Below are 20085 nucleotides of genomic sequence, written 5' to 3'. Positions count from 1 at the left end.
CGCGGCTGGTCGCGCAGTTCCCCGTGCCTCTTTTTCACTCACCTCTCTTCGAAGGGAACCCTCCGTGTCACTTCATCCTGAAGCCGCTGCCCTCCTCGCCCGGTCCCACCGGCTCGGCTCCGATCCCCGCAACACCAATTACGCCGGGGGGAACGCCTCCGCCAAGGGCACGGAGAAGGACCCCGTCACCGGCGGGGACGTGGAGCTGATGTGGGTCAAGGGGTCCGGGGGTGATCTCGGGACGCTGACCGAGGACGGGCTGGCGGTGCTGCGGCTGGACCGGCTGCGGGCGCTCACCGGCGTGTATCCAGGGGTGGAGCGCGAGGACGAGATGGTCGCCGCGTTCGACTACTGCCTGCACGGGAAGGGCGGGGCGGCGCCGTCCATCGACACCGCCATGCACGGGCTGGTCGACGCCCCGCACGTGGACCATCTGCACCCCGACTCCGGGATCGCGCTCGCCTGCGCGGCCGACGGGGAGAAGCTGACCGCCGAGTGCTTCGGCGACAGCGTGGTGTGGGTGCCGTGGCGGCGGCCCGGCTTCCAGCTGGGCCTGGACATCGCCGCCATCAAGGAGGCCAACCCCCAGGCCGTCGGGTGCGTGCTCGGCGGGCACGGGATCACCGCGTGGGGCGCCACCGCCGAGGAGTGCGAGCGCAACTCCCTGCACATCATCCGCACCGCCGAGGCCTTCCTCGCCGAGCGCGGCAAGGCGCGGCCCTTCGGGCCGGTGATCGAGGGGTACGGCCCGCTGCCCGGGGCCGAGCGGCGCAAGCGGGCCGCCGCCCTCGCGCCGTACGTCCGCGCGATCGCCTCCCAGGACCACCCGCAGGTCGGGCACTTCACCGACTCCGACGTCGTGCTCGACTTCGTCTCCCGCGCCGAGCACCCCCGGCTCGCCGCGCTGGGCACCTCCTGCCCCGACCACTTCCTGCGCACCAAGGTCCGCCCGCTCGTCCTCGACCTGCCGCCGACGGCGCCCCTCCAGGAGGCCGTGGACCGGCTGAGGGAACTGCACGCGGCCTACCGGGAGGAGTACGCGGCCTACTACCGCCGGCACGCCGGGCCCGGCTCCCCCGCCATGCGGGGCGCCGACCCGGCGATCGTGCTCGTGCCGGGCGTCGGCATGTTCTCCTTCGGCAGGGACAAGCAGAGCGCCCGGGTGGCCGGCGAGTTCTACGTCAACGCGATCAACGTGATGCGCGGGGCCGAGGCGGTCTCCGCGTACGCGCCGATCGAGGAGTCGGAGAAGTTCCGCATCGAGTACTGGGCGCTGGAGGAGGCCAAGCTGCGGCGGATGCCCCCGCCCCGGCCGCTGGCCACGCGCATCGCGCTGGTCACCGGCGCGGGCAGCGGCATCGGCAGGGCGATCGCGCACCGGCTGGCGGCCGAGGGCGCGTGCGTCGTGGTGGCCGACCTGAACGCGGAGAACGCGGCGGCGGTCGCCGGGGAGCTGGGCGGTCCGGACAAGGCCGTCGCGGTCACCGTGGACGTGACCGACGAGGAGCGCATCGCGGAGGCCTTCGAGGCGGCCCTGCTCGCCTTCGGCGGGGTGGACCTCGTCGTCAACAACGCCGGGATCTCCATCTCCAAGCCGCTGCTCGAGACCTCGGCCGGGGACTGGGACCTCCAGCACGCCGTCATGGCCCGCGGTTCCTTCCTCGTCTCGCGTGAGGCGGCGCGCGTGATGACCGCCCAGGGCCTGGGCGGCGACATCGTCTACATCGCCTCCAAGAACGCCGTCTTCGCCGGCCCGAACAACATCGCCTACTCCGCCACCAAGGCCGACCAGGCGCATCAAGTACGGCTGCTGGCAGCCGAGTTGGGTGAGCACGGGATCCGTGTCAACGGCGTCAACCCGGACGGGGTGGTGCGCGGCTCGGGGATCTTCGCGGGCGGCTGGGGCGCCCAGCGGGCCGCCGTGTACGGGGTGCCGGAGGAGAAGCTCGGCGAGTTCTACGCCCAGCGGACCCTGCTCAAGCGCGAGGTGCTGCCCGAGCACGTGGCCAACGCGGTGTTCGCGCTGACCGGCGGGGAGCTGTCCCACACCACCGGGCTGCACGTCCCGGTCGACGCCGGCGTCGCGGCCGCCTTCCTGCGGTGAGCGGCGGCGTGAAGGCGTACGCCGCGGTCGACCTCGGCGCGTCCAGCGGGCGTGTCATGGTCGGCCGGGTCGGGCCCGGGTCGCTGGAGCTGACCGAGGCGCACCGCTTCCCCAACCGGCCCGTGCGGCTGCCCGAGGGCCTGCGCTGGGACGTCCTCGCGCTGTACGCGGGGGTCCTGGACGGGCTGCGGGCGGCGGGCGAGGTGGACTCGGTCGGCATCGACAGCTGGGCCGTCGACTACGGCCTGCTGGACGCCGACGGCGCCCTGCTGGGCAACCCGGTGCACTACCGCGACCCGCGCACCGAGGGCGTCGCGGAGCAGGTGTGGGCGACGATGCCGGCCGCCGAGCTGTACGCGGCGACCGGCATCCAGTACGCCCCCTTCAACACCCTCTACCAGCTGACCGCGGCCCACTCGACCGCCCAACTCGCTGCAGCCCAGCGGCTGCTGCTCATCCCCGATCTGCTGACGTACTGGCTGACAGGTGAGCAGGGCACGGAGCTGACCAACGCCTCCACCACCCAGCTCGTCGACCCGCGCACGCGTGACTGGTCGCGGGAGGTCGCCGACCGGCTGGGCGTCGACCTGGACCTGTTCGCGCCGCTGCGACTGCCCGGCGACCCGGCGGGAGGGCTGCGGCCGAAGGTGCTGGAGGAGACCGGGCTCACCGGTCCGGTGCCGGTCACGGCGGTCTGCTCGCACGACACCGCCTCCGCGGTGGCCGCGGTGCCGGCCGGGAACGAGCGGTTCGCCTACATCTGCACGGGCACCTGGTCGCTGGCCGGTCTGGAACTGGACGCGCCGGTGCTCACCGAGGAGAGCCGGGCGGCGAACTTCACCAACGAGCTGGGCCTGGACGGCACCGTGCGCCATCTGCGCAACATCATGGGTCTGTGGCTGCTCCAGGAGTGCCTGCGCGCCTGGGGCGAGCCCGGTCTGGACGGGCTGCTGCGCGAGGCCGCCGAGGCGCCCGGGCTCAGGTCGGTGGTGGACGCGGGGGACGCGGCCTTCCTCGCCCCGGGCCGGATGCCGGAGCGGATCGCGGCGGCCTGCCGGGACTCCGGGCAGCCAGTGCCCCGCTCCCCCGCCGAGACCACCCGCTGCATCCTGGACTCCCTCGCCCTCGCCCACCGGCGGGCCGTCCGCGAGGCGCAGCGCCTGGCGGACCACCCCGTGGACGTGGTGCACATCGTGGGCGGCGGCGCCCGCAACGCCCTGCTGTGCCGGCTGACCGCCGACGCCTGCGGGCTGCCGGTGGTGGCGGGCCCGGCGGAGGCGGCGGCCCTGGGCAACGTCCTGGTGCAGGCCCGCGCGCACGGACTGGTCGGCGACCGGGCCGGCATGCGGCGCCTGGTGGCCCGTACGCAGCCGCTCACCCGCTACGAACCCCGGGGTGACGCGGCGGCCTGGCGCTCGGCGGAGGCCCGGCTCGTCTGACTACCCTGCACACATCCGACGAACGACAGCGAGGAGCCGCGATGCGTGTCGCACTGTTCCTGACCTGCGTCAACGACACGCTCTATCCGGACACCGGGCGCGCCGTGGTGAGACTGCTGACCCGGCTGGGCGTGGAGGTGGACTTCCCGCTGGGGCAGACGTGCTGCGGGCAGGCGCACTACAACACCGGCTACCGGCACGAGGCCGAGCCGCTCGCCCGTCGTTTCGCCGAGGTCTTCGGCGGCTACGAGGCGATCGTCACGCCGTCCGGTTCCTGCGGGGCGATGGTGCGGGAGCAGTACCCGCGGATGGGCGGGCGGGCCCGGGCCGAGGGGCGCGGGAACACCCTGGAGCGGGTCCTGGCCCCGGTGGTGCCGAAGACGTACGAGTTGACGGAGTTCCTGGTGGACGTGCTGGGGGTGACGGACGTCGGCGCGTACTACCCGCACCGGGTCACCTACCACCCGACCTGCCACGGGCTGCGCGGCCTGGGCCTCGGGGACCGGCCCCGGCGGCTGCTCCAGGCGGTGAGGGGGCTGGAGCTGGTGGAGCTGCCCGGCGCGGAGGAGTGCTGCGGATTCGGCGGCACCTTCGCGGTGAAGAACCCCGACGTGTCGGCGGCGATGGGCGCCGACAAGGTGCGCAACGCCGAGTCGACGGGCGCCGGGGTGCTGTGCGCGGGCGACAACTCCTGCCTCATGCACATCGGCGGGACCATGAGCCGGCTCGGCAGCGGGATGCGGCCGGTGCACATCGCGGAGATCCTGGCGAGCACGGAGGAGGAACCCGCCGTATGAGCGTGACGTTCGTGGGGATGCCCGCCTTCCCGGTCGCGGCGCACGAGGCGGTCGCCGACAGCACCCTGCGCGGCAATCTGCGCCACGCCACGCACACCATCCGCGCCAAGCGGGCGGCGGCCGTGGCGGAGGTGTCCGACTGGGCCCGGCTGCGCGAGGCCGGCCGGCGGATCAAGGACCACACCCTGCGCCACCTCGACCGGTACCTGGTCCAGGTGGAGGAGGCGGTGACGGCGGCGGGCGGCACGGTCCACTGGGCGGCCGACGCCGAGGAGGCCAACCGGATCGTGACCGCTCTGGTGAAGGCCACCGGTGAGAGCGAGGTGGTCAAGGTCAAGTCGATGGCCACCCAGGAGATCGGGCTGAACGAGGCGCTGGAGGCGGAGGGCATCCGTGCCTACGAGACCGATCTCGCCGAGCTCATCGTGCAGTTGGGCAAGGACCGGCCCTCGCACATCCTGGTGCCGGCCATCCACCGCAACCGAGGGGAAATCCGGGACATCTTCCGCTCCGAGATGAGGGAGTGGGGCCGCCCGGCCCCCGAGGGCCTGACCGACGCGCCCGCCGAACTCGCCGAGGCGGCCCGGCTGCACCTGCGGGAGAAGTTCCTGCGCGCCAAGGTCGGCATCTCGGGCGCCAACTTCGTGGTCGCCGAGACCGGCACGCTGGTGGTCGTGGAGTCCGAGGGCAACGGGCGGATGTGCCTGACGCTGCCCGAGACGCTGATCTCGGTGGTCGGCATCGAGAAGGTGGTGCCGACCTGGCGGGACCTGGAGGTGTTCCTCCAGACGCTGCCGCGCTCCTCGACCGCCGAGCGGATGAACCCGTACACGTCCATGTGGACCGGCGTCCGCGACGAGGACGGACCCAGCGCCTTCCACCTGGTCCTGCTCGACAACGGCCGCACCGACACGCTCGCCGACGAGGTCGGCCGGCAGGCCCTGCGCTGCATCCGCTGCTCGGCCTGCCTGAACGTCTGCCCGGTGTACGAGCGGGCCGGCGGGCACGCCTACGGCTCGGTCTACCCGGGGCCGATCGGCGCCATCCTCAGCCCCCAACTGCGCGGCACCCAGAGCGAGATCGACGCCTCGCTGCCGTTCGCGTCCTCGCTGTGCGGGGCCTGCTACGAGGTGTGCCCGGTCGCCATCGACATCCCCGAGGTCCTGGTGCACCTGCGCGAACGCGTCGTGCAGGGCGGCCCGGCGACCCGGCAGGGCAACAAGGTGGTGCTGAAGCCCGCCAAGGGACACGCGGCCGAGCGCGCGGCGATGCGCGCCGCGCGCTGGGCGTTCAGCCATGCCGGTGCGCTGCGCGGCGGCCAGCGCCTGGCCTCGCGCACCCGCCGGCTGCATCCGCGGACCCTGCCCGGCCCGGGCCGGGCGTGGACCGGGACCCGGGATCTGCCGCCGGTGCCCGCCGAGCCGTTTCGCGACTGGTGGCAGCGCACGCACGGGGGCCAGGAGGGCACGAAGTGAGCAGCAGGGACCGGGTGCTGGGCCGGGTGCGGCGCGCGCTGGCCGACGTACCGGAGGACGACACGCCGTACGCGCAGGCCGTCGTCCGCGACTACCTGCGCCGGCACGGGGAGCGCGACCCCGAGGACACGGTGGAGCTGCTGGCCGAGAACCTGGTGGACTACCGGGCGGTCGTGCACCGCGCGGACGCCGGGGACCTGCCGCTGCTCATCACGCGGCTCCTCGAGGCACGCGGATCCGGCAAGGTGCTCGTGCCGCCGGGACTGCCGCCCGAGTGGACGTCGGCGCCCGACACCCACTGGGTCCAGGACCACACGGTGAGCACTCCGGAGGAACTCGACCGCGTGGACAGCGTGGTGACCGGCTGCGCGGTGGCGATCGCCGAGACGGGCACCATCGTCCTGGACGGCTCCCCCGACCAGGGCCGCCGCCGCATCACGCTGATCCCCGACCACCACATCTGCGTCGTCCGCGTCCCCGACCAGGTCGTCTCCTCCGTGCCCGAGGCGCTGGAGCGCCTGGACCCGGCACGCCCGCTGACGTGGATCTCCGGGCCCTCGGCGACCAGCGACATCGAACTGAACCGGGTCGAGGGCGTGCACGGTCCGCGCACCCTCGAGGTGGTGCTGGTGAGCGGGGACCACAGCTCGCCGTAGGCTCAGCAGAAGGCGATCGGGGCGCCCCGGCGCACCGAGTGCTGGGCCGCGCGCAGGTACAGCGCCACGTAGAACGACGCGTCCAGGTCCTCGCTCCACGGTCCTGGGCGTACGGCGGCCAGCTTCGTGGCGTCGCCGTCCAGGAACCAGTTGGTCAGGTCGAGGTTGTCGCACGCGGACGGCACCTCGGGCGGCAGCGCCACGGCCGTCGCCAGCCGCTGGGCGAGCGCCTCGACCTGGGGCGCGCCACAGACGGCCGTCTCGTCCGCGTAGGCGTCGCCCACGGGAAGTATCAGCTCCTGATCGAGGGAGAACGGCACCAGCAGCGACCAGCCGCACAGTCTGTCCGTCTCCTCCTGCGACAGGTGCGCCCGGCACAGGGCGAGGAACCCGTCCATGCCCGGCACCAGCTTCTCCTCGAAGGACTGCCCCGAGCCCCGTACGAAGTCCTCCTCCTCGGGAGGGGACCCGTACGGCGGCAGGCCGCGGCGGCGCAGCTCCTCGTTCAGCGCGACGGCGAGTGAGCCCCGGCCGTCCTCGCTCCCGTCGGACCACTCCCGCGCGCCGACGCTGACCAGATAGACACCCATGCCCGCAACGTACAGGCGGCCACTGACAGCCCGGCCGCTCTCACCCGAGCAGGCCCTTCTCGCGCAGGTAGCGGCGGGCCACGTCCTCGGGAAGGCGGCGCCACTGGTCCACCTCCCGGTTCATCGACGCGAGGTCCGCCGTCGTCAGGACCGCGCTCAGCCGGCCGAGCGCGCGGGTCACGCCGGGGCCGCCGGCGCGGGCGCGGTTGACGACCGGGACGACGTAGTCGGCGTTCTGGAGGTGCCGGTCGTCGGCGAGGAGGACGAGGCCGAAGGCGTCGAGGCCGGCGTCCGTGGTGGTGGTCAGCACCATCTGGTCGCGGCCGCCGCGCACGGCCTCCTTGGCCTGGGTGGTGCCGACCCCCTTGGGGTCGATCCCGGTGATGTCGATGCCGTAGGTCCGGCGCAGTCCCGGCGCGCAGTACGGCCGTTGCACGCACTCGTCGCCCGCCGCGAGCCGCACCTTCAGGCCCGAGGCGCCCAGGTCGCTGAGGGTTCTGAGGCGGTGCTGCCGCGCGTAGGAGGCGCTCACGGCGAACGCGTTCTGGTCGACGGCGCGGCCGGGTTCGAGGACGGTCAGCCCGCGGGGCGCGGCGAGCCGGCGCAGGGCGTTCATGGTGGTCCCGAGGCCGGGTGAGCCGACGGGGCGCGCGCCGGAGCCGTGAGTCCGTGCGTTGAGCCAGTCGGCGAACGTGGCGGCGTACTCGGGTACGACGTCGATACCACCGGACTCCAGGGCGGGTTCGTACAGTTCGCGGTTGGCGACGGTGATCAGGGAGGTCCGGTAGCCGGCCCGGTTCAGCAGCAGGGCGTACAACTGGGCGAGCAGGTCGCTCTCGGTGAAGCCGGCCGACCCCACGGTCAGGTGACGGCTGTCGCCGGGCGCAGCGGTGACCCGGCCGCGGTCCTCGAGGGCGGGGCCCGTGGCGCAGGCGGTGAGCGGGGCGAGCAGGAGCAGCGGGAGCAGCGGGAGCAGCGGGAACGGCCGGCGCGGGGCCGGCGCTCTCACCGTGCGCCGCCGCGCGTCCACGGCGGCCCGAGCCGCTCGGCGGCCGCGAACACGCCCTCGACGAGCAGCGCGAGCGCCGCGACGAGGACGGCGCCGGCGACCACCTGCGGGGTGCTCGCCAGGTTGAAGCCGGCCGTGATGATCCGGCCGAGCCCTCCGCCGCCGGCGAGCGCGGCGATCGTGGCGGTGGCGACGAGCTGGACGGCGGCCGTGCGCACGCCGGTGAGGATCATCGGCAGCGCCAGGGGCAACTCCACCTGGAGCAGCACCTGCCGCCCGGACATCCCCGTCCCGCGGGCCGCGCGCACCGTGTCCCGGTCGACCTCGCGCACGCCGACGTAGGCGTTGGTGAGCAGCGGGGGCAGGGCGAACAGCACCAGCGCGACGACCGTCGGCCCCTCGCCCCAGCGGCCGACCGGGGTCAGGAGCAGCAGGACGAGGACGGCGAAGGTGGGCACGGCCCGGCCGACGTTGGAGATGTTGACGGCGAGGGCACCGCCCCTGCCGAGGTGGCCGAGGACGAGCGCGACCGGGAGGGCGATCAGGCAGGCGACGGCCAGGCAGACGGCCGTGAGCACCACGTGCTCAAGGAGGCGGTGGGCGATGCCGTCCTCGCCGGCCCAGTGCGCGGGGTCGGTGAGCCAGTTCCAGGTGCCGGCCGGGGTCGTCATGCGCGTTCCGTCCGCGTCCAGGGCGTGATCAGCCGCTGGACGGCCAGCAGGATCAGGTCGGCGGCGACCGCGATGACCACGCACAGCACGGACGCGGTGAGCACCTGGGCCTTGAAGTAGGTGTTCATGCCCGCGTAGATGAGGTTGCCGAGGCCGCCGTGGCCGACGACCGCGCCGAGGGTGACGAGGGAGACCGCCGAGACCGTGGCGACGCGCAGTCCCGCCATGGCGGCGGGCAGGGCGAGCGGCAGTTCGACGGTGAGCAGCAGCCGCAGCGGGCCGTAACCGAGGCCGAGCGCCGCCTGCCGGGTCTCCTCGGGCACGCCTCGCAGCCCGGTGAGGATGTTGCGCACCAGCAGGGTCAGCGAGTACAGCGCGAGCCCGGCGACGACCAGGCTCTCCGAGAGCCCGTACAGGGGCAGGAGCAGGGAGAACATCGCCAGGGAGGGGATGGTGTAGAGGATCGTCGTGCCGGCCAGGACGGGCCCCGCGGCCGGCCGCAGGCGGCGGGCGAGGAGGGCGAGCGGGACGGCGAGGAGGAGCCCGATGAGCACCGCCAGGACCGTGATACGGACGTGCTGGAGCGTGGCGTCGAGCAGGATCCGGCGGCGGGTGCTCAGATAGGCCCCGCAGATCCACTCGTTGCGCGCGAGGCAGTCGTCCGGAGGCACGGTCACGCATCCATTGCACCGGCGGACCGGTGGTCATGGCACCCGGGGGTGAGCCGTCCGGGGGCCGGAGCCGGGCCGCGGTGCGGGTCAGCCGACGCCCGCGGCGTCCAGCAGGGTCGTCGCGGTGGATGTCGCCAGGCCGTCGTCGAGGCTCTCCACGCCCGCGCCGCTGCGGGCGGAGGCGCCGTCGAAGACCAGCATCAGCTGACGGGCGAGGAGTCCGGAATCGCGGGCCCCGCCCAGCTCGGCCTGGGCGCGGAACGCCTCCTTCAGGCGTTCCTTGGCGTCGCGGGCCACCCGGCTCGCCGCGTGCCCGGGGTCCTTCAGCTCGACGAGCGCGGCGAGGTAGGGGCAGCCGTGGTAGCCGGGCTCGGCGGAGGCCCTGGCCAGCCGCTCGAAGACGTACAGGATCCGCTCGCGGGGGGTGGCGGCCTCGCCGGGGCCGGGGCTGAGCCCGGCCTCGTAACCGGGCGGCCGACGCTCCAGGCTCGCGGCGAGCATCTCGTCCTTGCTGCCGAAGAGCTGGTACATCGACCGCTTGGAGACGCCGGCCGCCCGGCACAGCGCCTCGGCGCCGACGAAGACGCCGTCGCGGGTTTACTCCGTGACAGACCCGCTGAACAAGCGCTTAGATAGGTGAACGCGCATCCTGGAGACCGCATCCGCCCACGCCACGCTGGAGGCCCCGTTGTTCACGTCCGTCGAGGATGTCTCCGCCCGCCTGGCCGAGACCGGCTACCTCGCCTCGCCCGCGGTCGCCACGACCGTCTTCCTCGCCGACCGCCTCGGCAAGCCGCTGCTGATCGAGGGACCCGCCGGGGTCGGCAAGACGGAGCTGGCCAAGGCGGTGGCCGAGGTCGCCGGGGCCCGGCTGGTCCGGTTGCAGTGCTACGAGGGCGTGGACGAGTCCCGGGCGCTGTACGAGTGGAACCACGCCAAGCAGCTGCTGCGCATCAGCGCGGGACGCGACCAGGGCTGGGACGAGACCCGGACGGACATCTTCAGCGAGGAGTTCCTGCTGACCCGCCCGCTGCTCACGGCGATCCGCGGCGACGACGCGAAGGTGCTGCTGATCGACGAGACCGACAAGGCGGACGTCGAGATCGAGGGCCTGCTCCTGGAGGTGCTCGGCGACTTCCAGGTGACCGTGCCCGAGCTGGGCACCATCACCGCGACCCGGCGCCCCTTCGTGGTCCTCACCTCCAACGCCACCCGCGAGTTGTCGGAGGCGCTGCGCCGCCGCTGCCTGTTCCTGCACATCGGCTTCCCCGACGAGGAACTGGAGCGGCGGATCCTGCGCCTGAAGGTGCCGGGGCTCGACGAGGCGCTGGCCGCCTCCGTGGTGCGGGTGGTCGGCGCGCTGCGCGCGATGGACCTGCGCAAGGTGCCCTCGGTCGCCGAGACCATCGACTGGGCGCGCACACTGCTCGCGCTGGGCGCGGGCACGCTCGGCGAGGACGTCGTCCGCGACACCCTGGGCGTCCTCCTCAAGCACCAGGAGGACGTGCTCAAGGCGGCCGCCAAGCTCGACCTGGACGCCGTGTGAGCGCCGCCGCGGGACCCGCGTCCGCCCCGGGATCCGTGGCCGCTCCGGAATCCGTGGCCGGCACGGAACCCGTGGCCGGCGCGGCCGGCGTCGCCGGGCGGCTGGCGGGGTTCACCGGCGCCCTGCGCGGGCACGGCGTCCGGATCGGCACCGGAGAGAGCGTGGACGCGGCCCGGGCCGTCGAGGCGCTCGGCCTCGGCGATCGCGAGCTGCTGCGCGAGGGCCTGGCCGCCACCCTGCTGCACGGCCCCGGCCAGCGCGCGGTGTTCGACCAGGTCTTCGACCTGTACTTCCCGCGCACGGTCGGCGCCCCCGAGGGTCCGGCCGCCGGCCGCGAGGACCTGCGCGACCGGCTGGCGCGGGCCCTGGCCGCCAACGACACCGCGCTGATCGGCCAGTTGGCCGTCGAGGCGGTCGACGGCTTCGGCGGATACGGGAGTTCGCCCGGGTCGGACGGCTGGTCGGCGCACCAGACGCTGGAGCGGCTGCGTCCGCAGACGCTGCTGGCGCGGGTGCGGGAGAGCGTGCGGGCCGGGGGCGGCACGGGCGGCGGCGAGGGCATGCGGGAGGAGTTCACCGAGCGGCTCCTCGACGACGAGATCCGGCGCCGCATCGAGCTCTTCCGCCGGCAGGTGGGAGCCGAGGCGCGGCGCCGGGTCGCCGAGCGGCGCGGGCGGGAGGAGATCGCGCGGCGGGCGGTGGCGCCCACCGCCGACCGGGTCGACTTCCTCTACGCGGGCCGGGACCGGGTGGCCGAACTGCGCCGTACGGTACGGCCGTTGGCCCGCAAGCTGGCCACCCGGCTGGCCGCGCGCCGCCGCCGGGCGGCCCGGGGCTCGATCGATCTGCGCCGCACCCTGCGCGGCTCGCTGTCCACCGGCGGGGTTCCGGTGAAGCCGGTGCTGCGCCGACGGCGGCCGGTGCGGCCCGAACTGGTGCTGCTGTGCGACGTGTCGGGCTCGGTCGCGGGCTTCTCCGACTTCACCATGCTGCTGGTGCAGGCGCTGCACGACCAGTTCGGCAAGGTGCGCGTGTTCGCCTTCGTCAACCGGATCGACGAGGTGACCGGGCTGCTGCGGCACGGCACGGCCGACCCGGAGGGTCTGGGCGCGCGCATCCAGGAGGAGGCCCGGCTGACCGGCTGGCACGGCAGCAGCGACTACGGCGTGGCGCTGGGCGAGTTCGCCGAGCGGTACGCCGACGCGGTCGGCCCCCGCACGACGGTGTTCGTGCTCGGTGACGCGCGCACCAACATGGCCGACCCGAACCTGCCCGCGCTGCGGGAGATCGCCGGGCGGGCGCGCCGGGTGTACTGGCTGAACCCGGAGCCGCGCGCCCAGTGGGGCACGGGCGACTCGGCCGCGCCCCACTACGCCGGGGAGGTCGGGATGCACGAGTGCCGCAACGCCCGCCAACTGGGCGCGATCGTCTCGCGGTTGCTGCCGGTGTGACCGGGCGGCGCGGTCACGCGCCCGGTGCGGTCGCCCGCCGCGAGGATGGGGTGCGCTCACCTCCGGGGCCGGCGGCACCGCGTCCGTATGCGTGACGGTCCTGGGGTCGTGGGCAGCGGCACAGAGGAAACCGACCGGCTTCCTGCGGACGCGACCACAGTGGACCGACCGGTTTCCAAGAGCTGAGGACTGAGTCGGGCGCGCGGGTGCCGTGCCCGTTCAGCCCTGCGCGGGCTTGGCGTACTCCTGGGCCATGATGCCGGCGAAGTCGTACACGACGACCTGCTCGTCGCCCACCACCCAGGCGTCGTGCCCGGGGGCGCAGACGAAGACGTCACCGGGACCGACCTCGGCCTCGCCGCCGTCGTCCATGACGAGGTGCATACGTCCCTGCACCACGTAACCGTTGTGGTGGATCTGGCAGCTCTTCGTGCCGGCGATCGGGCCGACCGACTCCGACCAGCGCCAGCCCGGTTCGAAGGTGCCCACGGCGAAGTCGAGCCCGGTGAGGTGGACGGCTTCGAGGTGGCCCCGCGGGAAGTCGCGCCGCTCGTCCGGCTTCTCGACCGTCTTCACTTCCAGCATGACGGTGTTCTCCCTTCCGGCCGTGATCCCTGCGGCCGGGGCCGGTCTCCGTCTCCCGCACCTGCGCACGGGGTACCGGCGGGGGCCGAGCCCCACGCCCTCATCCTCCCCCCGGCACGCGGGACTCGCCATTCGGCCGCCCGATAAGGAGTTGACGCCCCCGCGGCCGACGCCGTTCGATGATCACCATGTGCGCCGACACCCTCGGTACCGGCGAGCCACGGTTCGGCACCGGGCTCGTGCGCCGGCTGGTCGCCGAGCAGTTCCCGGCGTGGTCGGGGCTTGCCGTCGTCCCGGTGGGCCCGGGTGCCGGCACCTCCAACGTGATGTACCGGCTCGGCGAGGACATGGTGGTACGGCTCCCCCGCACTTCCGGCGCCGCGGGCGACGTGGAGAAGGAGCACCGCTGGCTGCCCCGGCTCGCGCCCGCCCTGCCGGTGGCCGTGCCCGTGCCGCTGGGCCTCGGCGCACCCGGCCCCGGCTGCCCTTGGCCCTGGTCGGTCTACCGGTGGCTGGACGGCGCGATCGCCGTGCCAGGGAACGTCACCGACCCGGAGGCGCTCGCCCGCGACCTCGCCGCGTTCGTCACCGCGCTGCACCGCGCCGACCCCAGGGGCGGGCCGCCCTCGTACCGCTGCGAACCCCTCGCGGCGCGCGATGCCACGACCCGTGAGGACATCGCCGCGCTGCGCGGGGAGGTGGACGCGGGCGCGGCCACCGCCGTCTGGACCGAGGCCCTGAGCGCTCCCGCGCCCAGCGGTCCGCCGGTCTGGATCCACGCCGATCTGCAGCCCGGGAACCTGCTCGTGGCGGACGGACGGCTCGGCGCCGTGATCGACTTCGGATGCCTGGGCCTCGGGGACGCGGCGGTCGACCTCCTCCCGGCCTGGTACGTGCTGCCGTCCGGTGCGCGTGAGGTGTTCCGGGACGCGCTCGGCGCCGACGCGGCCGCCTGGGCGCGGGGACGCGGGTGGGCCCTGTCCGTGGCGCTGGCCGAACTGCGCCACTACCGCACGGCCAATCCCTTCATGGCCGGCACCGCCCGGAGGGTCCTCGCCCGGCTCCTCGCCGGCCGTGACTGACCGGAACCGGGACTACGTGTCCGTGGGAGAGACCGCCGCGTCCAGCGGGTCGTCCACGATCCCGCGTACGGCGCGGGCGCTGTCGTAGGCCTCCACGGCCATCTCGCCCGCCGTCGTCGTCAGGGCGCGCAGGGCCGGGATCAGGGCCGCGCGCTCCTCGGCGGGCAGCCGCTGGACCAGCTTGCGGATCTCGGCGCGGCGGTGTGCGAGCACCCTGGTGACCAGGTCGTGTCCCTCGGAGGTCAGGCTCAGCACGACCTCGCGGCGGTTGTCCGGGTTGGTCCTGCGGTCGACCAGGCCGAGCCCCTCCAGGCGTCCCACCATGCGCAGCGCGGTGGACGGGTTGACGCCGAGGGTGGCGGCCAGGGCGACCAGTTTGACCGGCCCGCAGGTGTCGAGCACGACCAGTGCGCGCAGTTGGGGCAGGGTGAGCGACTCGGCCGTGGAGGCGAGGGCGCGGGCGGAGATGGCGACGAAGAGGCGGGAGGTCGCCATGACGGCCACGCCCAGCTCCTCGACCTCGCGGTCGAGGTCTTCACGGTCGGCGGTCCCACCGCCGGGAGCCTCGCGGCCGCCCGGCTCGTCCTCGCGGGCCTGGCAGCCGCCGGGGGCCACGCGGTGGGCATGCTCGCTATCGCGGGCCTCGGGGGCGGCGGGCTCGTCCTCGCGCTCCTCGGAGCCGCCGGGCTCGCCGCCTGGGGCCACGCGGCCGCCAGACTCGTCGCCGCGCGCCTCGCGGCCGCCGGGCTCGTCCTCGCGGGCCACGCGGTCGCCGGGGGCCACGCGGTGGGCGTGCTCGCTGTCGCGGGCCTCGGGGGCGGCGGGCTCGTCGCCGGAGTTCGCGTGGGCGGCGGTCTCGTCGTCGGGGGTCTCGAGATGGGTGTCGTGCTGTGCCATGGTGTCCCCCTTCCGCCGCTCCGCCCGGCCGGCGGAGGCGATCACGCGCGGAGAATCATTGCAGAGGACAACGGCGCCGGACGAGGCGGCCCTCCCGGGCGGTGGCCCGGCGCCGTGGGGAGCGGTCTCAGGGAGCCGCCGACCGGGCCTGCCCGGGTGCGGTGTGCCCGCCGCCGAGCTGGGCCCTGAGTTCCCCCCGCAGTTCGGCCGGAAGCCGTCCGCTGACCGCCCACTCGACGACGAGTGCGGCGACGTGCTGCTCCTTGATGTGCGTGTGCGCGGACATCGCGCGCAGCACGGCCCGGGCCCGGTCGAGGGTCACCCCGCCCACGGTGGCCACGATGGCGGTGGCCTCGTCGAGCAGGGAGCGTGGGCGGTCGTGTGCGGTCATGCGGTGCTCCTGGTGCGGTGGATCACCGGCCGCGCCGGCTGAGCGCGGCCCTGGCGGTGGCGGCGACGCCCACCCCTACCGCGGAGGCCACGGCGGAGGCGACGGCGGCCGGGTGACGGGCCAGCACCGCCTCCAGGGAACTGCCGTGCGAGGCGTCGTCGAAGATGCCGTGGGCGCCGTGGTCGGTGCCCGTGGCCGCGTCGACCGGTTCGAACAGGTTGCTGTCGCCGGTCGGGGGCCGCTGGTCGGTCTGCTGGGAGTCGTAGCCGGTGCGGGCCAGGTAGCGGTCGAGCAGGGCCGGGAAGAAGCGGTTGGCCCAGATGGTCGCCACGGTGGTGGCGCCGATGTAGTACTGCTTGCGCCGGGGGTGGTCGGCGGCGTGCACGACACCGCGGGCGGCGACCTCCGGCTGGTAGATGGGCGGGACGGGCTGCGGGTGCCTGGACAGCCGGCTCGTCACCCACGAGAACTGCGGGGTGTTGACGGCCGGCATCTGGGCGACCGTGACGTGGACGCCGCTGCCGCGGTGCAGCAGTTCGGTGCGCAGCGAGGAGGTGAAGCCGTTGATGGCGTGCTTGGCCCCGCAGTACACCGACTGAAGGGGCACCGACCGCTCCCCCAGCGCGGAGCCGACCTGCACGATCGTGCCCCGGTCGCGGGGGAGCATCCGCTTGAGCGCGGAGCGGGTGCCGTTGACGAATCCGAGGTAGGTCACCTCGGTCGCCCGCCGGTACTCCTCGGGCGAGATCTCCTCGAAGGGCGCGAAGACGCTGCTGAACGCGCAGTTGATCCACACGTCGACGGGCCCGAAGTGCTCCTCGGCGGCCGCGGCGGCGGCTTCCACCTGGTCCGGGTCGGCCACGTCGGCCTCGTGGACCAGCGCCCGCCCGCCGAGCGACTCGATCTCCTTCGCGGCGGCGTCCAGGCCCGCGCGGCCGCGGGCGACGAGGACGACGTCGGCACGGCGTCCGCCGTACAGGCGTGCGGTGGCGCGTCCGATGCCGGCGCTCGCACCGGTGATGACGACGGTCTGGGCCATGGGTCAGCTCCTTCCTCGGCCGCGCGCGCGGTGCGGCCCGGGGTCCTGGGCGAGACGGGCGGCGGTCTCCAGCAGCAGCGCGTGGACGAACGCCTGCGGGAGGTTGCCGCGCAACTGGCGCTGGGCGATGTCGAACTCCTCCGCGTACAGCCCCGACGCGCCGCACGCGCCGCGGTTGCGCTCGAACCAGCGGAACGCCTCGGCGGTGTTTCCCTGCTCGTGCTCGGCCAGCGCCATGAGGAAGCCGCACAGCAGGAACGCGCCCTCGGCCTCCTCCAGGGGCCGGTCGTCGTGGCGGAAGCGGTAGACGAAGTGGTCCTGGGTCAGCCGTTCGCGGCAGGCGGCGAGGGTGGCGCGGACGCGCGGGTCGTCGGCGGCCAGGGCGCCGCGCAGCGAGGGCAGCAGCAGGGCCGCGTCGACCTTGGGGTCGTCGGGGGTGCGCTGCCAGTGCCCGTCGGGATGCACGCTGGTGACGGAGGTGTCGGCGAGGATCCGGCCGGCCAGGTCCGTGCAGGTGCCGGCGAGGGGGCGGCCCGGCGCCGCCTCGGCGAGGGCGCGCAGTCCGGCCACGCAGGTGAGGCGGCTGTGCGTCCAGACCCTGTCGTCGAGTTCCCAGATGCCGGCGTCGGGTTCGCGCCACCGCTCGGCGACGGACCGCACCGCGATCTCGGCGGCCTTCCAGCCCTCGCCGTCCAGCCGGTCCTGGCGTTCGGCGGCGGCGAACAGCAGCAGGGCCTCGCCGAAGCAGTCCAGCTGGAACTGCTTCTCGACGTGGTTGCCGATCCGGCTGAAGCCGCCGGGGTAGCCGGGCAGGTCGAGTTCGCGCTGATCGGGTACGGGGGTGCCGTGCACGGTGTAGGCGGGGGCGAGGCCGGGGCCGTTGTCGAGCAGGCGTGCGCCGACGAACCGGACGGCGGCGTCGAGGAGTTCGGGCGCGCCGACGGCGGCCGCGGCCTGCCCGGCGTAGCTCTGGTCGCGGATCCACACGTACCGGTAGTCGTAGTTGCGTCCGGCCTCGGCGCGTTCGGGCAGGCTGGTGGTGGCCGCGGCGACCATGCCGCCGCCGTGCGTGGTCAGCCCGCTGAGCAGGGCGTAGGCGCGTCTGGCGTCGCGCGGGGCGACGGTCTGTTCCAGCTCGGGCACTTTCCGGCGCCAGGCCTGCTCGGTGGCGGCCCAGGCCCGCGTGGCCATCGGCGGAGTGTGCGGCAGCGGTGAGTCGGAGCACTCCAGGACGAGGTCGTGGCTCTCGCCGGGTTCGAGGACGATGTCGGCGGTCAGGCCCTCGGCGCGTACGGTCGCGGACGCGGCGCCCTGCCAGCGCAGCCGGTGGCGGCCGGTGTTCAGGTGCCACACGCCGTCGTCGTCGCGGTGCGTGGAGGTGAGCGGGGCGCGGCCGTAGTCGGCGTGCGGGTCGAGGACGACCCGCAGGTGCGCCGTGCCGTCCACGGCCTTCACCTGCCGCAGCAGGACCAGCCGGTTGCGTTCGGCGGGCAGGGCGAGTGCCTCGCGGCACTCGATGACGCCGTCGGTGGTGATCCAGCGGCTGCGCCAGACGAGGCTGCTCTCCTCGTAGTAGCCGCCGGGCACCCACCGGCCGCGCGGGGTCACGGCGTAGACGCCCGCGCCGCCGATGAGGGAGGCGAAGACGGCGTCGTCGTGCCAGGTGGGCGCGCACAGCCAGTTGACGGCGCCGTCGGGTCCGATCAGTGCGCCGCGCTCCCCGTCGGCCAGCAGCGCGTAGTCGTGCAGCGCGTGCGGCGGGAAGGACGGCGTGGTGCTCATCAGTACTGCCTCCTGCTGGTTCAGCCGCGGGCGGGACCGGGGTCGCCCGCGGCGGGGACGGGGTCGCGGTGGACGGTCACTGGTCGTCGCGCGCGCCCGGCCGGTCCTCGCGGTGCCGGGTGCCGGGCAGGAACTCCTGCACCTTCGCCTTGAAGCCCTGGCGGACCATTCCGGCGCGGTCGCTGTCGCCCTTGAGGATCGAGGTCGCGGCGGCCTCGATCTGGTCGAGCGTGGCGTGCGGCGGGATGGGCGGCACGGCGGGGTCGGTGACGAAGTCGAGCACGCAGGGCCGGTCGCTGCCGAGGGCGGCCTCCCAGGCGCCCTGGACGTCGCCGGGCTTCTCGATCCGCATGCCGTTCAGGCCGACCGAGCGGGCGAAGTCGGCGTAGGCGACGTCGGGGATGGACTGGGAGGGCAGGAACTGCGGGGCGCCGGCCATGGCGCGCATCTCCCAGGTGACCTGGTTGAGGTCCTGGTTGTTCAGCACGGCCACGATCAGGCGCGGGTCCTCCCACTCCCGCCAGTACTTGCCGATGGTGATCAGCTCGGCCAGGCCGTTCATCTGCATCGCGCCGTCGCCGACCAGCGCGATCGCCGGGCGGTCGCCGTGCGCGAACTTCGCGCCGATGACGTACGGCACCCCGGGCCCCATGGTGGCGAGGGTGCCGGAGAGGGAGCCGCGCATGGCGCCGCGCAGCTTGAGGTGGCGCGCGTACCAGTTGGCGGCGGAGCCGGAGTCGGAGGCGAGGATGACGTTGTCGGGCAGCAGGTCGTTCAGGGCGTGCGCGACGTACTCGGGGTTGATCGGGTCGGCGTCGACGGCGGCGCGCCGCTGCATGACCTCCCACCAGCGGGCGACACCGCTCTCGATCTTCTCGCGCCAGCCGCTGTCCTTGGCGCCCTGGAGCAGCGGCAGCAGCCGGGTCAGCGTCTCGCGGGCGTCGCCGACGAGGTTGACCTCGAAGGGGTAGCGCATGCCGACCATGTGCGGGTCGATGTCGATCTGCACCGCGCGCGCCTGCCCGAACTCCGGCAGGAACTGGGTGTACGGGAAGGACGACCCGATGACCAGGAGGGTGTCGCACTCCATCATCAGCTCGTACGACGGCCGGGTGCCGAGCAGGCCGATGGAGCCGGTGACGTAGGGCAGGTCGTCGTCGAGGGCGTCCTTGCCGAGCAGGGCCTTGGCGACGCCCGCGCCGAGCCGGTCGGCGACCGCCATGACCTCCTGCCGGGCTCCGCGGGCGCCCTGCCCGGCGAGGATGGCGACCTTCTCGCCGGAGTTCAGCACCTCGGCGGCGCGGGCGAGGTCGTCGTCGGAGGGCACCGGCGCGTAGTGCGGCATGCCCAGGCTGGAGGGAACCATCTTGAAGGCGTGCCCGGGCGGCGAGTAGTCGAGTTCCTGCACGTCGGCGGGGATGATCACGGCGCACACCGAGCGGCGGGCCATCGCGGTGCGCATCGCGCGGTCGATGACGTTGGGCAGCTGCTCGGGGACGGTGACCATCTCGCAGAAGTCGGAGGCGACGTCCTTGTAGAGGCTGAGCAGGTCCACCTCCTGCTGGTAGGAGCCGCCCATGGCGCTGCGGTTGGTCTGCCCGACGATGGCGACGACCGGGACGTGGTCGAGCTTGGCGTCGTACAGGCCGTTGAGCAGGTGGATGGCGCCGGGCCCGGAGGTGGCCGCGCAGACGCCGACCTTGCCGGAGAACTTGGCGTAGCCGACGGCCTCGAAGGCGGCCATCTCCTCGTGCCGGGCCTGGATGAAGCGGGGGTTGTCGTCGGCGCGGCCCCAGGCGGCGAGCAGGCCGTTGATGCCGTCGCCGGGGTAGGCGAAGACGTGGTCCACACCCCAGTCGCGCAGACGCTCGAGTACGTGGTCGGAGACCTTCATCGACAT

18 protein-coding genes and 1 pseudogene are annotated in these 20085 nt (G+C 74.1%); 8 read left to right on the top strand and 11 right to left on the bottom strand.

What is annotated here, in order from left to right; translation table 11 throughout:
• Positions 1 to 64 precede the first annotated feature (64 nt).
• The 5 genes from IE217_RS11500 to IE217_RS11480 are packed head-to-tail and all read left to right on the top strand — an operon-like array spanning position 65 to position 6471.
• Complete coding sequence (locus IE217_RS11500; RefSeq protein WP_190177685.1) at positions 65 to 2104, top strand: bifunctional aldolase/short-chain dehydrogenase; 2040 nt, start codon at positions 65 to 67, stop codon at positions 2102 to 2104.
• A gap of 56 nt (positions 2105 to 2160) precedes the next feature.
• On the top strand, positions 2161 to 3543 hold the full coding sequence (locus tag IE217_RS11495) for a rhamnulokinase (protein ID WP_190177858.1): 1383 nt from the start codon (positions 2161 to 2163) through the stop codon (positions 3541 to 3543).
• A 41-nt stretch (positions 3544 to 3584) separates the two neighbouring features.
• Entirely contained in the window at positions 3585 to 4340 is a 756-nt protein-coding gene (locus IE217_RS11490) for a (Fe-S)-binding protein (protein WP_190177684.1), read from the top strand.
• Complete coding sequence (locus tag IE217_RS11485; RefSeq protein WP_190177683.1) at positions 4337 to 5815, top strand: LutB/LldF family L-lactate oxidation iron-sulfur protein; 1479 nt, start codon at positions 4337 to 4339, stop codon at positions 5813 to 5815. The genes IE217_RS11490 and IE217_RS11485 overlap by 4 nt, the downstream gene beginning before the upstream one ends.
• Complete coding sequence (locus IE217_RS11480; protein ID WP_190177682.1) at positions 5812 to 6471, top strand: LutC/YkgG family protein; 660 nt, start codon at positions 5812 to 5814, stop codon at positions 6469 to 6471. The genes IE217_RS11485 and IE217_RS11480 overlap by 4 nt, the downstream gene beginning before the upstream one ends.
• Before the next feature lie 2 nt (positions 6472 to 6473).
• Here the strand turns inward: IE217_RS11480 and IE217_RS11475 are convergent, their stop codons facing one another.
• The 5 genes and pseudogenes from IE217_RS11475 to IE217_RS11455 all read right to left on the bottom strand — a co-directional run.
• Positions 6474 to 7061, bottom strand: coding sequence for a hypothetical protein (locus IE217_RS11475; RefSeq protein ID WP_190177681.1), 588 nt, complete (start codon positions 7059 to 7061; stop codon positions 6474 to 6476).
• Between the two features lie 40 nt (positions 7062 to 7101).
• Complete coding sequence (locus IE217_RS11470; protein WP_190177680.1) at positions 7102 to 8070, bottom strand: ABC transporter substrate-binding protein; 969 nt, start codon at positions 8068 to 8070, stop codon at positions 7102 to 7104.
• The gene (locus tag IE217_RS11465) at positions 8067 to 8741 is read right to left on the bottom strand and encodes an ABC transporter permease (protein WP_190177679.1); all 675 of its coding nucleotides are present in this window, start codon (positions 8739 to 8741) and stop codon (positions 8067 to 8069) included. The genes IE217_RS11470 and IE217_RS11465 overlap by 4 nt, the downstream gene beginning before the upstream one ends.
• Positions 8738 to 9418 carry an ABC transporter permease gene (locus tag IE217_RS11460; protein ID WP_190177678.1) on the bottom strand — a complete coding sequence of 227 codons (681 nt, stop codon included), beginning with the start codon at positions 9416 to 9418 and terminating at the stop codon, positions 8738 to 8740. The genes IE217_RS11465 and IE217_RS11460 overlap by 4 nt, the downstream gene beginning before the upstream one ends.
• Positions 9419 to 9499: 81 nt before the next feature.
• Positions 9500 to 10006, bottom strand: a pseudogene (locus IE217_RS11455) (TetR/AcrR family transcriptional regulator); the annotation flags it as partial.
• A gap of 94 nt (positions 10007 to 10100) precedes the next feature.
• On the opposite strand from IE217_RS11455, the gene IE217_RS11450 reads away from it, so the two are divergent.
• Positions 10101 to 10958, top strand: coding sequence for an AAA family ATPase (locus IE217_RS11450; protein WP_190177676.1), 858 nt, complete (start codon positions 10101 to 10103; stop codon positions 10956 to 10958).
• Positions 10959 to 11029: 71 nt separating this feature from the next.
• On the top strand, positions 11030 to 12409 hold the full coding sequence (locus IE217_RS11445) for a vWA domain-containing protein (RefSeq protein ID WP_190177857.1): 1380 nt from the start codon (positions 11030 to 11032) through the stop codon (positions 12407 to 12409).
• A 219-nt stretch (positions 12410 to 12628) separates the two neighbouring features.
• On the opposite strand, the gene IE217_RS11440 is transcribed toward IE217_RS11445, so the two are convergent.
• On the bottom strand, positions 12629 to 12994 hold the full coding sequence (locus tag IE217_RS11440; protein WP_190177675.1) for a cupin domain-containing protein: 366 nt from the start codon (positions 12992 to 12994) through the stop codon (positions 12629 to 12631).
• A 188-nt stretch (positions 12995 to 13182) separates the two neighbouring features.
• On the opposite strand from IE217_RS11440, the gene IE217_RS11435 reads away from it, so the two are divergent.
• On the top strand, positions 13183 to 14076 hold the full coding sequence (locus tag IE217_RS11435) for an aminoglycoside phosphotransferase family protein (protein WP_190177674.1): 894 nt from the start codon (positions 13183 to 13185) through the stop codon (positions 14074 to 14076).
• Between the two features lie 12 nt (positions 14077 to 14088).
• Here IE217_RS11435 and IE217_RS11430 read toward each other — a convergent pair whose 3' ends face one another.
• From IE217_RS11430 to IE217_RS11410, 5 genes are all read right to left on the bottom strand, one after another.
• The gene (locus IE217_RS11430; protein WP_190177856.1) at positions 14089 to 14571 is read right to left on the bottom strand and encodes a MarR family winged helix-turn-helix transcriptional regulator; all 483 of its coding nucleotides are present in this window, start codon (positions 14569 to 14571) and stop codon (positions 14089 to 14091) included.
• A 529-nt stretch (positions 14572 to 15100) separates the two neighbouring features.
• Positions 15101 to 15364: a hypothetical protein gene (locus IE217_RS11425; protein ID WP_190177673.1), complete on the bottom strand. Its 264-nt coding sequence runs from the start codon at positions 15362 to 15364 to the stop codon at positions 15101 to 15103.
• A 22-nt stretch (positions 15365 to 15386) separates the two neighbouring features.
• On the bottom strand, positions 15387 to 16403 hold the full coding sequence (locus tag IE217_RS11420) for an SDR family oxidoreductase (protein ID WP_190177672.1): 1017 nt from the start codon (positions 16401 to 16403) through the stop codon (positions 15387 to 15389).
• A 3-nt stretch (positions 16404 to 16406) separates the two neighbouring features.
• Complete coding sequence (locus tag IE217_RS11415) at positions 16407 to 18185, bottom strand: glycoside hydrolase family 15 protein (protein ID WP_190177671.1); 1779 nt, start codon at positions 18183 to 18185, stop codon at positions 16407 to 16409.
• Positions 18186 to 18261: 76 nt separating this feature from the next.
• A complete protein-coding gene (locus IE217_RS11410; protein ID WP_190177670.1) occupies positions 18262 to 20085 on the bottom strand; it encodes a thiamine pyrophosphate-requiring protein in 1824 nt (607 codons plus the stop codon).

Origin of the sequence: Streptomyces naganishii JCM 4654 (assembly GCF_014650575.1) — a bacterium.
In the GTDB taxonomy this organism is placed as follows: domain Bacteria; phylum Actinomycetota; class Actinomycetes; order Streptomycetales; family Streptomycetaceae; genus Streptomyces; species Streptomyces naganishii.
The sequence above is the reverse complement of the archived record's forward strand: the minus strand, read 5'-3'. Positions and strand labels throughout refer to the sequence as shown.